At 36.4% G+C, this 16,983-nt stretch carries 9 protein-coding genes and 1 pseudogene; all 10 read right to left on the minus strand.

Features of this window, described 5'->3' with window-relative positions:
- Positions 1 to 4 precede the first annotated feature (4 nt).
- Positions 5 to 1,204 (minus strand): DUF4861 family protein, encoded by a 1,200-nt coding sequence (locus tag ACNQGH_RS05305; protein ID WP_417954947.1) that lies wholly within the window; start codon positions 1,202 to 1,204, stop codon positions 5 to 7.
- Positions 1,191 to 2,474: pseudogene (locus tag ACNQGH_RS05310) on the minus strand (serine hydrolase domain-containing protein). The gene ACNQGH_RS05305 and the pseudogene ACNQGH_RS05310 overlap by 14 nt, the downstream one beginning before the upstream one ends.
- A 105-nt stretch (positions 2,475 to 2,579) precedes the next feature.
- Positions 2,580 to 4,406, minus strand: coding sequence for a glycoside hydrolase family 97 protein (locus tag ACNQGH_RS05315; RefSeq protein WP_417954948.1), 1,827 nt, complete (start codon positions 4,404 to 4,406; stop codon positions 2,580 to 2,582).
- A gap of 548 nt (positions 4,407 to 4,954) precedes the next feature.
- Positions 4,955 to 6,142, minus strand: a complete 1,188-nt coding sequence (locus ACNQGH_RS05320) for a DUF5013 domain-containing protein (RefSeq protein WP_417954949.1) — start codon at positions 6,140 to 6,142, stop codon at positions 4,955 to 4,957.
- A gap of 67 nt (positions 6,143 to 6,209) precedes the next feature.
- The gene (locus ACNQGH_RS05325; RefSeq protein WP_417954950.1) at positions 6,210 to 7,532 is read right to left on the minus strand and encodes an alginate lyase family protein; all 1,323 of its coding nucleotides are present in this window, start codon (positions 7,530 to 7,532) and stop codon (positions 6,210 to 6,212) included.
- 68 nt (positions 7,533 to 7,600) lie between these two features.
- Positions 7,601 to 9,373, minus strand: a complete 1,773-nt coding sequence (locus tag ACNQGH_RS05330) for a RagB/SusD family nutrient uptake outer membrane protein (RefSeq protein WP_417954951.1) — start codon at positions 9,371 to 9,373, stop codon at positions 7,601 to 7,603.
- A gap of 20 nt (positions 9,374 to 9,393) precedes the next feature.
- Complete coding sequence (locus ACNQGH_RS05335) at positions 9,394 to 12,645, minus strand: SusC/RagA family TonB-linked outer membrane protein (protein ID WP_417954952.1); 3,252 nt, start codon at positions 12,643 to 12,645, stop codon at positions 9,394 to 9,396.
- 328 nt (positions 12,646 to 12,973) lie between these two features.
- A complete protein-coding gene (locus tag ACNQGH_RS05340; protein WP_417954953.1) occupies positions 12,974 to 14,002 on the minus strand; it encodes a GntR family transcriptional regulator in 1,029 nt (342 codons plus the stop codon).
- Positions 14,003 to 14,895: 893 nt separating this feature from the next.
- Positions 14,896 to 15,018, minus strand: a complete 123-nt coding sequence (locus ACNQGH_RS05345; RefSeq protein WP_417954954.1) for a hypothetical protein — start codon at positions 15,016 to 15,018, stop codon at positions 14,896 to 14,898.
- Positions 15,019 to 15,393: 375 nt separating this feature from the next.
- Positions 15,394 to 16,854, minus strand: a complete 1,461-nt coding sequence (locus tag ACNQGH_RS05350; protein WP_417954955.1) for a family 43 glycosylhydrolase — start codon at positions 16,852 to 16,854, stop codon at positions 15,394 to 15,396.
- Positions 16,855 to 16,983 lie beyond the last annotated feature (129 nt).

Raw genomic sequence — 16,983 nt, forward strand, 5'->3', positions numbered from 1 at the left:
TTTGTTATTTAATTTTGATGGATAATGGATTTTGAATTACTTGTGATTGTTTTTCCAACATCGCATCCCAATCTTGAACCGACTGTACTTGACCACTTCCCGTCCAGGCAAAACCAACATAATACACTATAGAGTTGTTTTTAAGTTCCGTTACCACCAAAACCTGGCTCTGGTCAGCGGATTTAGAATGATGATTCATTGCCGTTTTTACTATACTTGGATCAATAACTATCCCTTCTCCAACAAAAGAATCATCGATTGGTTCCCAATGGCGAAAAACTCCCTTTTGAGCATTGATAGCGGCCACTCCCTTTTCTTGATGCAATGTAATTCCTATTGTATAATTAGGAATTGCACTGGTTGCACTGATTTTGTTTTCAAATTTTGAAAAATTAGACCCCAAATCAAGACAGATTCTTTTGGTTTCTTTAACTCCATATGTACTCCAAGGTGCGTAATCCAATTCAAAAATGGTACGCAAAGGACCTGATGCTATTATTCTGTATTTTATGTAGTTTTTTGAAGTATATAAACTATCCTTTTCCCAAATTCCTGTACCTCCATTACCTCTACTGCTTCCCACGTGATAGGGGTCATATCCTTCCCCGTGTTCGATATGATAATATCCGGGAGCCGTTACATTTTTAGCATACCAACTATCAATTATCGAATATTTTACCTTTTTCAACCAAATATCTATTCCACTGGAAAGAGTCCCTCCGTCTTTTCCTTGATCTACCAACCGTTGTGCTTCTGGCCCGTAAGTTCGGAAAGCTACTTTATCATTTTCCCATGCAAAATCATCGATTCTTTCAGGAACAAAACGGGCATACGTCGTATAGTCGCTTTTAGGTACTTCAAGAGTCTCCTTTTTATTAATAAAAACAGTGTAGGTCACTTTAGATAAAGCAGGAACCTTAGCCTGAAATAGTAACTCGTCTGGACTGCCATCAAGATTATTGTCAATTAGTTGTGTTACTTGTAAAGTACCATTCTGATCTTTCACTAGTAAATTTGAACGATTGTGCTTTTTACTAAGCCCTTTAAATTCTTTTAAGTCTATAGCCACAACCTCATTAATACGATCAATATTAAGGGGGTTTTCTATGACAATTTCTTTACTAAATTTCTTTTTACTCTCAAAACTGGAAAACAAAAAAATGATTCCCAAAAAACAGACTGTATTCTTTCTATTTAATTTCATGGCCGATATTATTACTGCTAATTATACATTTTTCAAAACCAACTAACTTTACTTTTGGTACGTGAAGAAAAACCATCGGTTCTCCGGCTCCTTTCATTTCATAGTATAATTCCTTATCCCCAATTTTAATTTTTCCTGTTTTTGAATCCGGATCTTTTAAAATAATATCTCGCGTCATTGTAGCCATTATGGGACTGGTTAAAAAAGAAGAAAAGCCATCTTTATTAGCCGTAGAAGGAATGACATGCGTCAATAAAAAACCATATACCTTATTTTCTTTGTCTATCCATGGATAAGCTCCCGCCCAACTTGGACTACTGATTAGAACGGCTTCACCATTAATATTAATCTCTTCTCTCCATTCTCCCAATCCATAGATACCTTCGTGTGTTAATGCACGAGCATCTTCAACATATTCCCTCGATTTTACAAACGCATTTTTAACTTGATCCGCCTGCATTTCCTGAAGCGATTCTTTTTTAAGTATTGTAATCCCCTTAAACACTCCTTCATTAGCAATCATCTCCAAGAAATGAATGTAATCATGAAGCGTACATCTTACACCACCAGCCAACATTGGATTATGACCGTTTGCTGAATCCACCGGTGTAAAATGGGTGTTTTTCATAGCCAGTGGCTGTGCTATTTTCTGTTGAAAAATAGTTTCAAAATATTTTCCTGCTGCCAATTCAGCCATTCTTCCGGCCACCTGCATGGCCAGTCCCCCGTAATGAAACACTGCTCCAGGGGTCGAGTCGGCGGGTAATATCGCGATGTGTTTCACTGCTTCTTCTAATGTTTGATAATTATCGGACTGATTGCCTTTTGGCTGATAATCCGGATATCCAGAAGTATGAGAAAACAATTGCCTTAATGTTGCCTGTCCTTTCATATCTGTAAATTCAGGAAGCCATTGAACCACTTTATCATCTTATGATAATTTTCCTTCTTCAACAACGGCGGCAACAGTAGCTGCAGCTAACCACTTCCCGGCTGATGCTATATAGACAACCGTCTCAGGAGTATAATTCCCGAAGTAATCCTCATAAATAACTTGATCATTTTTGATAATAATTACACTGGCTCCAGGATAATACCCTTTGTCAACCCAGGATTCTAATTTTGTTTTTATAGGAGAAAAATTATATTCGGAATTAGTGTTTACCAATTTCGGACTATCCTTTTTTGTCTTCTCAATTGATTTACAAGCAGTCAGAAACACTATTAAACTGATAATTACCACTGAAATAACACTACGGCTATAGTTCATCACTACTTTTTTATTACAGTTACTTTTGTGAATTTCATACACAAATTCTTCTTTCGATGTATACTTTTTAGCAATTCAATCTTTTTGTGAATTACAGCAAATAGTTTAGTTTTTTATTTCGCTAATCCAAATAGCGGCCCCGCCCGAAGCTTTAAGATTTATTTTAATTTTAGCCCCTTTTTTAATAATTATATCTTTTAGTGCTACCTGTGTTTTCGTTTTTATTTTTTCATCATCGGTATACATTCTGGCCCTGTATTTCTTATTTGCATCCAGAAAATTAAAATCCAATTCAAGATTTCTAGCGTCATTATTTGTAATGCTTCCCACAAACCAGTCATTACCCGATTTTCTTGCTGTAGTGATATATTTTCCAATTGCTCCATTTAAGACTTTAGTGTCATCCCAAACCGTTGGCACTTTATCAAAAAATTCTATTTCAGGTTCTCCATTGTAGTTAGAAGCATTGTCATACCAAAACAAGGTTTGCAAAGGACTGTACATGACTACCGATAATGCCAACTGATGTGCATGGGTAGTTTTAATTCTGTTAGTATAATAACAAACGGTATAATCCCCTGCTCCAGCTATACCTCTGGTAAAAGGCAAAGTGGTATTATGCCTTGCATCAGGCATTTCTTCATTGCCGCGTATCCCTTCAACAGTCAAAACATTTGGCCAGGTTCTTTGTTCCCCGGTCAGTCTGAACTCATCATGTATGTTCACCATCAGTTTATTATCTGCAGCGCGTTGAACAGACTCGTGCAACCAAGTGGTCCATCTGTGAGAACCCACTTCAACAAAACCATATTTTACTCCGGCAACTCCCCATTTTTTATAAATCTGGAAAATTTCGGCATCTTGTTTCAATAAAGCCTGTTGGTTTACGTAAAGCCAAATTCCAATTCCTTTCTCCTTACCATAGCGAATCACTTCTGGTAAATCTAAATCAATGGCCACTTTACTGGCATCAGAATCGAATGTAAATGCCGGTCCATACCATTTCCAATCGAACAAAACATATTGAAGATTATGTTGAACTGCAAAATCAATCCACGCTTTAGCCCCTTTCTCGGTAAGTGTTAAATCCCGTACAATTTTACCCGGTTTAATCCAGGAAGTGTCACCTATCCTATTCGGTTCATTCAAATTGAGTAATAAATCATTATTTTCAATTAGTTCCCCAGGTCTTTCAGCCGCCATCACCACGCGCCAAGGCGTACTGAAATAAGGTACTTTATCAACCGATTCATAAAGAACTGTTTTAATGGTATTCTTTTTGGATTTAGACAAATCAAAATTCAATTTCACATAATCCACCATATTGGCTTCGGCCAAACAAGCATACAAACCATTTTCCAGTTGTAACGTTAAAGGACGAACCGTTTGAGAAGTCCAGTCTTTTAACGGTTTTAATGTAAGTGGCGCTTGAGCCCAAGGTTCAAACCAAGCCATGGTATTCTCCGGAAAAGTAAATTCTGTATTTTCTTCAGTAATCCTATAATAAATCCCTGCTGGATTATCATGGAAATAATAACGCATCGCCAGACCTTCATCGTAAAGTCTGATTTGAAGATCCATTCTATAATTAGAAGAAGCTTTTTGCTCAAATGTTAAAACAATTTCATTGTATTTTTCTTTGATGATTTTTCGCTCCCCATATGGTGGAATCCAAGAAGTATCAATACTAGTATTTTTTACATCTTTTAAAATCAAGCCGTCCATCCAATCCCCTGTCGGCACATTTTTAATGGCCAACGCCCACTCTGAGGCACGATTATCTAATTTAATGTCAAGTCCCGAATCAAGTATTACCGGTTTATTCTTGAAATCCAAACGATATGTAAAACTATTTTTACCTGAAACATCATGCTTTTGTTGTAAAACAAACTCATAATTTTTATCAGGTGAAGACAGTTTTTTCTCAAACATTTGATTTAAAGTTGAGTTTTGCCCTAACATCTCAACACTAATAAAAACTAATAAAAATACTCTTAACATGGATTTTATATTATAAAACATTCTCTATATAATTTAAAAAGAAACCCACTGGATGTAAACAAGCTAACTGGCACACCCAATGGGTTAATAATAAAAGTACTACAAATAACTAAAAAATATAACTTTTAATTTCAGCATGCAATTATCCAATTGCTATATTCATATACTGAACAATCAATTAAAAAAAAGAGGAGCAACTAAAAACTATAAAATCTTACATCAAATAAAAAAATACATTTTGAAATATTTAGTCAACTAATCTAACGTAAACAAAAGACCTTAACCAAATAATTTTTTCGGTAGGACTAGGTGTATAATATAAGTGCGGATATGGGTTGGCTATTAACTTATTCCAACCTGTAGTTCATAACTCTGCATTTACTTCAGCGTTGATTTGCAATTGTATTTTTTTAGAATAGATAAAAAACAAGGGGATTAGCTTTTACCTCCCCCTTGCTTTATACTGTACAGACCGTAAATTAATTCTTAACTAATTTTATATACGATACCCAGAAGTAATTATTAACTGTCAGATTACCTAAAAATCCAATTGATACAACTTGTGGAGTAGTGATGTTAAACGTTACACTTTTTGTTTCCGTAATACTTGGTTTAGTTGTACCTACAACCGTATTATTTGTAAGAGGAACAGAGGCAATTGCTGTAGAAAGATTAGCCAAAGTAGGAATACCATTTCCGCCTGCCGCTATAACACAGTAAACAGAAGAATTAGTCTGAATTTCAGAGTAGTCTTTAAATGAAACGGTATAACTTCCAACAGATAAAGGCATAGAAGTAGGTTGATATAGTATTCCATTAGTAATAGGAGTATTGCTCCAAGTTTCCCAACAGATATTTCCAGCAACTCCATCAGCCTTATCTGTAGTATACCCTCCATAAGTACCTGATTTATTTTTTCCTGCAGCATTTGTAACCCATGGACCAGCAAGAACTCCCCATCTACCACTTACGCTTGATTGAGTGAAACCAGGTCCGTAATTACCTAAAAAATAAGGTGTAATATCACCCGATGCCGTAGGATTGATAATTGCAGGAGCCCCCTGTATGGTCAAGCCACCCATTGTAACTGTAACAAAACCACTCGCATAAACTGCAGGAGCCAACACAGTAATCTTATTGTCTGCAATAGTAAGAATAGGACTGACTGTCCCATTAAAACTTACCACTACTTTTGATGCATCGGTACCAAAATTAATCCCCTTAATAGTTACGTTATCTACTCCAGGTTGTGCCACATTAGTCATTTGATTACTGGAAGCAACAGATGTAATTGCTGGGGCAGGCAAAACGGTATATTCTGCAAAAGAATCATTAAGATGTTTCCATACTTGTAAACTCACTTTTCCGGTAATTGCTGTAGCAGGTACCTGCACTACAATTTTAGTATCCTCGCAAGAAACTACGTTAGTAGCCAAAACACCACCAAAATATACTTTTACAGCACCTTTTAAAGTCCCAAAATCAGTTCCTGTAATGGTGACATTGGTTCCCGGATATCCAATTGCAGGACTTATTCCTGTGGCCGTTTGTTCAGGGTACTCTTGAATTTTAAAGTTTGCAGCTTCTTCACATGCCGTAAAAAAGGCAAAACAAATAACCATCATAAATCCTCTAATGAGGAAACTATTAATTTTAAATATTTTCATAATTCTTGTTGTTTAAATTTTATCTATTAAATAAATAATTATAATATTCTATTTATTACTAGATTATTTAATCTCTAGTATATAACAGTGTCCCAAATCCTAATTGGTCATAGCCACCACTATTAGGGCCATAATCTCCACCTCCGCCTTCCGGTGAAGTGCTACTTAAACCCAATTTTGTATATTGTGTAAGATTTGCGGACGTATTTTTAATTTTTGTATAATGAAAATACGGTGCAGACCACATAGGGCGAACTGTTCCTTGGCTAGCGCTACTAACTTGGGTATGCGTTTCCACCCCACCACAAACGCTCCAGGCATCTTTATAATTCCTAGTATATTCGGCAAACGGGACATTTAGCCTTGCCACATTATATTTTGCCGTGTATTCACATGCTTTTAAGAAACGGTTATTATCCAATCCATAAAAATCATCGCCCTGGTTCCATGTCAACTGGCATATATGCCCCATCAATGCAATGCACAATGTTGCGTGCCCCTGGTCGCGTCCACTTTCCTGAATCTGAGCCAGACCTGCGTTCTCACCATCAAAAACATGGTTTATGGCTTTATACCAATTCCCATTGCCATTACCTTCCTGTAAATAATTAATAGCATAATTATAAATAGATCTGTCATCCGTCAAAATACCTATAGCCAATACAGAGTTTAAGTTAGCCAAATCCCAATTGGCCCAATAATGAGATTTACAAGTACCCCAATGGGTTTCTAAAAAGGCCTTATTCAAACTATAGAAAACATCTTTCATCCATTTTTGGTATGCTGCAAAATCATTTGGGTTCCAAGCTGGACAACCTCTGAGCATTTCTCCGGCAACGGCAAATTGATAACCATATATCCCTGCTGCCAAAGCTGTATTGGAATCCCCACTAATACGCTTACATGTCAAAGCCCATGCATTAAGAATATTGACTGCTGTTTGGGCATAAATAGCATCTCCACTTATCTTCCATCTTAATGCTAGTTGATAAGCTGCAGCCGCATCATTAAAAGCACGACTATAATTATCTGGCAGAGGTTCTTCCGCCGAACTTCCTCCTCTTATTAATGTTGCAACAGGACTAGGGGTATATGAAGCTTGTGCATGCGAATTGGCTGTTAATTTATTCCATCCAGACATCCATGGCTCTGCTTGCACTGCTATTTTGGCTCTTATCCTTGCATAATCTTCTTCAGTATGAAGCGCACCAACATGTTTCATAGGAACAGAAGGATCCAAAGTCTTAATAGCCACTACAGAAGGCGTTGGAGGAGGAGTGGTATTGTCATCCCCAACCGAGGGTTTTGAACATGCCATCACCATACCTATTACACTTAAAATTAGTGTTGGCACAACTAATCGGTAAAAATTAAATTGTTGATTTTTCATATTCAGTATTTTTTTATAAACAAACCTTACAGGCATAAAACCTGCAAGGTCTATCTAATTTCCGCTTACTAATAACCAGGATTTTGAAGTAACTTATTATTCAACAGTATTTGGCTTTGGGGAATAGGGAACAAATAATGCTTTTTGGCCACCGAATGGTTTAAACGGGTATCAATCACCACACAGCTTAACGAACCCTTTGGGGTTTCTACTGTCTCTTCTCCAAATACATACGTATTTGGAGCATAAGCAGCGGTAGGATTACCGGAAGCATCTTTAAAAGGTGTAGCGTAAGAAGCACTACCCACTACTCTCCCCAAACGTGATGGGTTTAATGATGCTTCTAAAATACCCCAACGCTTCAAATCATCAAAACGTTTGCCTTCACGATATAGCTCAACAGCACGTTCCCTTCTTATTTCTTGTTTCATATCTAAGCCATTGGCTGAAACCAACGCATTAGTCAAGTAAGCTACCTTTGCACGGTCTCTTAATTTATTGATTGAAGCATTCAATTGCTCGTCGGTAATGCTTCCGTTTAGTTCGTACAATGCCTCTGCGTATGTTAAGTACACTTCTGCCAATCGAATAATAGGCCAATTGGCTGATTCCGTGTTATCTTTTCTTCTATCGCCATAACCATACACGGCATACTTCGAATTACCATAACCACTAGTACCCAAGCTTCCAAAATTTAAAGTAACAGAGCTTGGTGCAGTAGTTGCACTATATAAATAGTTTAGCAAGCGTAAATCTCTAGCTTGAAATTCAGAGGTTGTTGTATGATATCCTTGAAACAAAGGTGATGCAGTTGCTGGTAATCCATCCGTACAAACTGCCATATCTACAAATTTACGACTCGGATATAGTTGCCACGATGTCCAACTTATATTTCTCCCTGACTGCCTAAGTGTATAGTCATACACGCTGTATAAAATGAATTCCTTATTTGTAGATTTATCATAGCCCCCTGGATTAGATCCTGCATCTTCAAGGTTAAACAAATACCAAGAGCTTAAATTATTCATTTTGGAATCAGAATTCTTGTTCCACAGTTCGTAGCCTCCATTATCCATGATTTCTTTACACATTGCAGTCGCATCTTTCAAATAAATATTTACATTGGCAGCGTTGTATCCGGCTGTTCCGGCTCCAATGCCAGTCCCATCTCCATCAGCATCTTTACCTACATATTTTTCCCAGGTAGCTTCGTATAGTTCGGCCTGTGCTTTTAAGGCCATGGCTGCCCATTTGCTTATCCTGCCTTTATCGGTACTTGCCAAAGCCTGTTCTCTAGGAAGATTTGAAATGGCTTTATCCAAATCACTTAAAATTTGTGTAACAACTTCGTACCGGCTGTTTCGAGGTCCGAATAATTCTGGTGAATTGGTATCCAATACCGTTGTTACCAAAGGTACACCTCCGAAAGTTTTCAGTAAGTTAAAATAGGCATAGGCACGGAAGAAATGGGCTTCACCCACATATTGGCTTATATCTCCATCTCCTTTGTATTCATTTGCCTTAGCCAATAAAATATTACAGACACGGATACCGCCATAATTCCAATTGGTACTACCTGTTGCAATAGTTCCTTGTCCTAAAGCCGCACCATTGCCGTTCGCATTGGCCGACAAATCTGAGCCATTGTCCATATTTCCAAAATCCCAACCTTGTAACTGTCCATAAAAACCGGTAGTATAGGCTTTAAAATCACTAGGTTTTTTGAAATAAACTCCATCTGTAAATTGCCCAGGTGGATTTAAATCTATAAATTCATCCTGACAGCCCGACAAGCCTAAAAAAAGACCTCCGAGAACTATATAATTCAATATTTTTTTCATTATTTTTTTCATTTAAGTTATTAGAATCCAATATTTAATCCAAAAGACCATGTCCGAGCAAAAGGATACCCTGCATTATCACCATCCGTTGCATTTTCGCCTGACTCCGGATCAAATCCATCTTTAATAGTTGATGCTTCCCATAGGTCATTACCGGAGAAATATACCCTTACCTTAGTTAACTTCAAACGTTTTGTTAATTCTTCCGGCAGTGAATAACCCACTACTAATGTTTTTAGTCGGATATAACGACTGTTCTGTACCATAAAATCATTATTGCCATAGTTCCATGCCGCACGGGTTGGGTTAACCGTTAAACGCGGATACATCGCATCAGGATTTTCTTCTGTCCAGGTTTTCCCCAAAAACGTTGGATTCTGATTGGTAAATAATGCTCTAAATGGATAAGCCATGTATCCCGAACGCATAATATTTTGCTCAAGATGACCTTGAAAAAAGGTATTTAAATCAAACCCCTTCCAGGATCCTCCCATGTTAATCCCATAGGTATAATGCGCTGTACCATCTCCTACATAAATCAATGAGCTATTCTTATTGCCCAAAGTTGTGATATTCCCTGTTCCTGCAACATCCACTCTTTTAGTATCACCGGGACGTAAAGCCACAGCCTGATTATTTTTTGGTAAAGCTGCTAAAGCATCACTACTTCCGTAGGCTTGGTAATAGGCATCAACGTCTGCTTGGTCTTTAAAATAACCATCAGTCTTGTATACAAATAAAGGTTTCCATGGTAAGCCATTTACCATTCCATTTTGACCTGCACCGTAGGTATCGGCACCTTCTACACCATTTACCATAGTTTTTGCATCTCCTAAATTGAAGGACACATTATAACTAAAATCCTTTATTTGGTCTTTCCAGCCAATGATAAATTCCCATCCCTTGGTATTAAAATTTCCATTGTTGGTTTTAGGTGCCGATCCGCCCAATACAGATGGATAAGTTACATTAACCAACATTCCTATATTGTCTTTCTCATAAAGATCGAAAGTAGTCGTCAAACGATTAGTAAAAAACCCAAGGTCGATACCCACATTTTTTTGTGTTACTCGCTCCCATGTACGTGTATAGCTAATCAAAGCATCGTTATATGACGCTGTTTGTTGTGAGGCTGGCTGCCCTAAAACAGCTCCACCAATACCCATAAGAGAAAGATAATCAAAATTCCCTAACCCTTTTGCCTCGTTACCTGTAGATGAAATGCTCCCTCTAATCTTACCAAAATTGAGAATATTGCTAATAGGGCTTAAAAATTTCTCTTTTGTAAACACCCAACCTAACTGGGCCGATCCGAAGCTTTTAAACTTGTATCCTTTTGCAAAACGTGAATTACCATCCTTTCTTCCGGTCAATTCGGCAATGTATTTTTCATCGTAGTTATAATTTAATCGTGCTATATACGAATAGCGACCGTTCATATCTTTATAACCTCCGGTTCCTTGCACGGCAGTAGATGCTACACCGATATCATAAATACCTAAATCTTCAAATCCCACACGTGATGCACTAATCCCTTGGGCAGTCCATTTTTCAGCATTCAAACCGCCCATAACCGAAATATTATGTTTCTCTTTAAAGGTTTTATCATAGTGTAACAATGCCTGATAGTAATGGTAATATTTCGATTCGGCGGCGGATTGATAAACATTGTTCGTTCCATCAGTTTGATAGGCATTATTTGTATAGTTTCCATACCAATCATATAATTTTACGGGAACCACATATCTTTCATATGTGTACCGCTCGTTTTGAATGGAAGCTAAACCTTCTATAGATATTCCATCCCATATTTTATAGGTTGCTTTCAGATCTACGCGACCGGTTAGTTGCTTTTTATCGTACCTACCCCCATCAGCAGTGGTTGCTGCCGAATTTTTAATAGCACCGCCATCAATCCCGTTAAAAGGGGCAAACCATTGCCCGTACGGATTTTTTGCCGGGTAGAAAGGCATATCTGTTGAATAAAGTATATTCCCTAACCCTTTGGAAGGCTGACTTGTATCCGTATTGATAATACTGATACTTGACTCTAATTTTAATTTTTCCGACAAATTGTAGTCATAATTAAAACGGGCATTTAACTGTTTCTGACCATCATAAGCTGTTGCCAAGTTTCCTTGATTATCCGCGTAAGCCAAAGATAATCTGTAACTTGATTTATCACCCCCGCCAGAAACACTCAAGTTATGTTGGTATGAATACCGGGTAGCGAACATTTCTTCAATACGGTTTGCATTAAAGACAAAGAAATCTCTGCCAAAAAGATCATATTTCCCTTCAACTCCCTGCTGCATATTTTTCAAGTTATTCTCACCCCAAATCCACCAGTTAGGTATTTGCTCTTCCTTGTTAGCTTCTACCCATATAGAAGCATATTCCTTCATACTAGGCGAATACCCTACGAGACCATTAGTAGTAAAACGAAAATTAGTACTATAGTTCACTTTAACCACTCCTTTACCTCTTTTAGTAGTTACCAAGATAACCCCATTAGATGCCCGGGAACCATAAATAGCTGCTGCACCATCTTTTAAAATCGAAATACTTTCTATATCATCACCATTCATATTTTGAAAAGATTGATCATTTAGTGTAGGTACACCATCGACGATAATTAATGGAGTAGAACCATTGACAGAAGTTGCGCCACGGATAGTGAATGACAGCCCCTCATTTCCTGGTCGACCAGAGCTACGGTTAACCACCAAACCTGGTGTTTGCCCTTGAAGTGCCAAACCAACGTTTGTAACCGCACGATCTTCAAACACTTTTGCACTTATCGTTTCTACCGCTCCGGTTAACGTTGCTTTTTTCTGAGTACCATACCCAACAACTACAACTTCACTTAAAGCAGAAACATCAGCTACTAAAGACACATTTATAACCTTTTGACTACCTACTTTAATTTCTTTAGCTTTAAAACCTATAGAGCTAAAAACTAATACAACATCAGATGAAGCAACATTAATTTTGTAATTCCCGTCAAAATCGGTAACAACCACCCCTTGACCTCCCTTTACGGCAACGTTTACACCAGGAATCCCCATATTGTCATCCACAGACACAACCTTTCCTGTTACCGTAATATTTTGCTGAACACTCGCTAGTTCAGCTTTACCCAAACTTACATTAATAGATTTATTAGAGTTAGCGTATACATCTCCTACAGCGTTACATCCTAATAAAAGTACCAATAAAGTTGGTTTTGATAAAAACTTCAGTTTAAACTGAATAATTTTTGGTTTATTCATAAAACAATTCATTTTGGTTAATAATTAATTATGTTAATTTAACTTAAAATACTACAGACGAAAATCTATAATATTTTTTACAATAATATGACTGAGAATCCATCGAACTGTTCTGAACTGTAATGATTGTATCAAAATATTTGTAATTAAAATCATATTCGCAGAAAAACAACAATTAAATTACACAAATCATACACATTGGAAACAATGCCCCCATAACTTTAGACCCCAAGACAAATAAAATATCTTAATTTTAACTTAAAAATAAAGTGGATTTATAAGACTCTTAAAAAATTGGCAACTTATCGGTTATTACTTCTCAAAAATTCTACAACGATTTTCTTATAATAACATTAAACGGATTACTGATTTGTTCCCTTTCATTTTTCAAAACCATATTTGCAGCTTGCTCTCCTAATTTATCGAAGTCTGTTGAAATTACGGTTATTCCATCAACCAATACTTCCTTTAAAGGAGTATCATTATAGGAAATGATCCCTATATCCTTACCAATAACAAAATCATTACTTTTAATTTGTTTAATCAGACTCACTAAATCTTCTTCTTCCAAATTTATATAAACGGTATGCTTTTTCATTTTCTCATGAGCTGTGTCCTCAATAATACTAGATTCATAACCATAGCTATTACAAAAATTTAAAAACCCAGTTTTTATTTCATTTGGTAAGCAACTATTTTTTGGAAAAACTAGTTTAATAGTATTGTACTTTTTTGATAAGGAGTTCAACTGCACCAGAGCTAAAAAAATATCTTTTTCAAAATCTTGATATACACCGGCAATAGTACCCAGTTGATCTATTTTTTTATCAAGTAGTATCAATTTTTCTAATTGAATTTCTTTTTTAATAAACCCAACAACATCATGATCCTCATCAGCAAAATGAGTATTCATAACATAATGGGTATACTCTTTAGATTTGCTATTTAGGATATGCTTTTTGAATTGTGCAAAATCATTTTGGTATATATATAAATCTATTGTAGCAAACTCAGTAAGAATATTGGAAAAAGCATCATAATTTCTTTTTTGACAAGGACTTAATTTATGGAACAATAAAAAGACCTTAGCTTTTAAATCATTTTTCACCGATTTTACATAATATCCTTTTCCTGGAACGGAATCGATGACATTATGCTCTTTTAGAAAAGCATATGCCCTAACAACCGTATCCCTTGAAATGTCATATTCAACCGCCAGCTCATTAACCGATGGTAATTTATCATTTAACTTCAAAGACCCTATTGTAGTCGCACTCATAACAGCATTAACAATCTGCTTATGCTTACGAACTCTGGAGTAATCATTAATTGACATTATACCTCTAAAATTTTCCATTTGAATACTATTATTAAGATTTTCTAAACTACATTCTTTTCATTCCTGTAGACCCACCACCCGCATCTCCGTTTTTTTTTATCACTAAACAACATTCTTTGAGAGAACGCCCACAACACCACCATTTAAAGCCTGGCTTTTCATTTGGTTTTACAGCTGCCGATAGTTCCTACCGGCAACTGCGAAGTAAAATACAAACCAACCAAAATTTGTAACCTTCAATTCCAAAAATCAATAAATCAAAAAGAGCTTTGAAATATGTTTTTTTAAATACTATTCTTTACTATAATATATTATTTAGAGTTTCACTTTTTTATTATCTCCATCAGAAAAATAATGAGCAATTTATATGCTAACCTCCAAGTCAAAACCAATCTAATTTTTCAAATACCAGCATTATAATAGAACATTAACTATAAACAATCTGTTAACTTTAGAATAACACTTTATTTACTTATCAACATCTCAAAATTACCTAAAATGTCTTTTTTAAAAGATAAATTATAACTCATTCTACATAAATTATCACCCATTTTTAGCATAAATACATAAAAAAGTAAGTATTTTTTATGATACCGTATTTATATTGACAAAATATTACATTTTACATATTAATAAAAAACCAAAAAATAGTACCTTAATTTCACAAAACATATAATCAAAAACACGGTTGCCATTATACTTTTTTAAATGTATTCCATAAAACAGTCTTTTCTTAATTCAATAAAATCCAAAATAAAACAACGAGCAACGTAAAGACTTCAACTAAAACCATCTCAAATTATACGTTCACATAAACTAATATGATTCATTTAAAAACACTCAAAATACACCTAAATCCCCTCCTTATTCTCCATGCACATTACCTTCCGTTTTGTGAGTCTTCCTAAGTATTACCTTAGGTTCGTAGCTACTGTACTATGCCCTCTGCTGACTTCTTGAAACTCATCTATTTGCATCGCTACATCCATAGTCCTGTCGGAACATGTTTCAAGACCTCCAGGGATAAGGCTCATTTTCTTTCCATGGGTTCTGTCTAATTTACTATATTAGGTTACGGTTAAATTTTGGGCTTTCGCAATCTATGGCTCGCTTGCCCTCCCAATATTAGCCTTGTATTAGGTTTCTATACGTCAGAACCTCACTTTTGCTGATGGCTTCTTTCAGATTCTACCTCACGACAGACACCCTTGCCAATTGCTAGGTATTTGCTCTTGCAAATAATCTGTCAACGCGGCGTGTACAGAGACTTACAGTCTTCCAGAAAATGATCATGCCTGACATACCAAAAAAAAAAAAGAGTGCTCGGAATTTCTTCCGAACACTCAAATTAAAAAACTCAGTAGTATTACAACTAATTTATTTTATCGAATAAACTGTAGATTATTAACTCAGTATACCTTAACCTCCCATAAACCAGGTGCACCCGACAAGATGGTTAATTTAAGGAAACGGGTTTTCCTTATTTTATTAATAACTTCGGGAGAGCGAATTAGCTGTGATACAGGTATATTTACTGTTTTCCATTCCTGGCCATCGTCTGACTTCTCAATTTTAAAACTATGTCCCAGAGTAGATTTCAAGAAAAAGAGCTCCAGACTCTTCACTCGCTTTACAGCACCTAGATCAATTTGATACCAAGGCTGTTTATCGGTAGTATCGCACATCCAGAAGGTTCCATTTGAAGCGTCAATAGCATTTTCTGATTTAAAATCCATTGTACGCTGAACATTTGCCAATTCAGATTCAACAAATTTTGGAGGCATCGCAAGTAACTTATCAATTACTGTGTCGATAGTTGTTTTGATGATGGTATCTCTCCTTACACTCGAAGCCGTAACTTTAGCAGGACGAATAAGGGGTTTTTTGTTCAAATTGGGCATTTCTGAAATACCAGTAGTAGTAACCTGTACAGGCTTAATGGTTCCATCGGCGTTAAATTGCAAGCGGTTAACAAAAACCTGACGGGTAGTACTTCCCTGACCGTATTCCAGATAGAAAAACAAAAAGTCGTCTGTACCAGCAATATGTAACACATTACCATGACCTGGTCCCCAAACGCCTTTCTCAATATTCGATTTAAACACCATATCCTGCTCGGGGGCAACAAATGGCCCCAATGGTCCTGTCTTGCTCATCATATATGCATAAACATAGTTGGCTCCACCAGATAAAGTGTAGAAATAGTAATAAATGCCGTTTCGTTTAAACAAGAAAGGGCCTTCTGAATAACCAGCCCTTTTGGTTGGAATAGATACTTCCGGACCTTCAATCGTTTTCCAGTCTTTACTCAGTTTGGCAGCCTTTCGACGGCGCCAGTAAATATAGGCTTGACCATCTTCATCTACAAAAGGATCCCCGTCGATATCTGCCACAACAGGCTTACTCTCTTCTTTTTCTTTTTCTGGTTCGTTAAAGAAAACACCTGTTCCATTACTGAATTTAAACGGCCCTTCCGGACTCTTTGCTGTTAAATGATACGTGCCGAGTTTTGCATCAGGTTTCACAATCGTAGCATACAAGTGATAAAGTTTGCCTTTTTTAATTACAGCACCAGGAGCCCAGTATCTGATATAGCCCTTTTTCATCTTTCCTTCGGGACCATAGGTGTAGGCTTTGTTCCAATCAATACCATGCAAAAGTATTCCTTTATAACTCCAGTTAACAAGGTCTTTTGATATCCACACAACAGGCGGACCCATTTCCTGCAAACCTTGATCAATATCTGACGTTCCGTACAAATAGTATGTACCATTAAAATAAGAGACAGAGGGATCGGCAACATAATCCGGTATAACCGGTTGAGGCAAAGGCTGATTTTGCTGTGCTTCAACTTCAAGCCCAACAAGCAATAGCCATAATAGGCCTAAATTCTTTAAAAAATTATTATTCATAACAGTACTTTTATTAAACTTCCAATTTCTACCTATGACATAAATTTGTGTGCAATACTATAGGTGCGTTTTTATCATCACAACCTT

The sequence above is a fragment of the Flavobacterium kochi genome, assembly GCF_048286715.1.
Lineage (GTDB): Bacteria > Bacteroidota > Bacteroidia > Flavobacteriales > Flavobacteriaceae > Flavobacterium.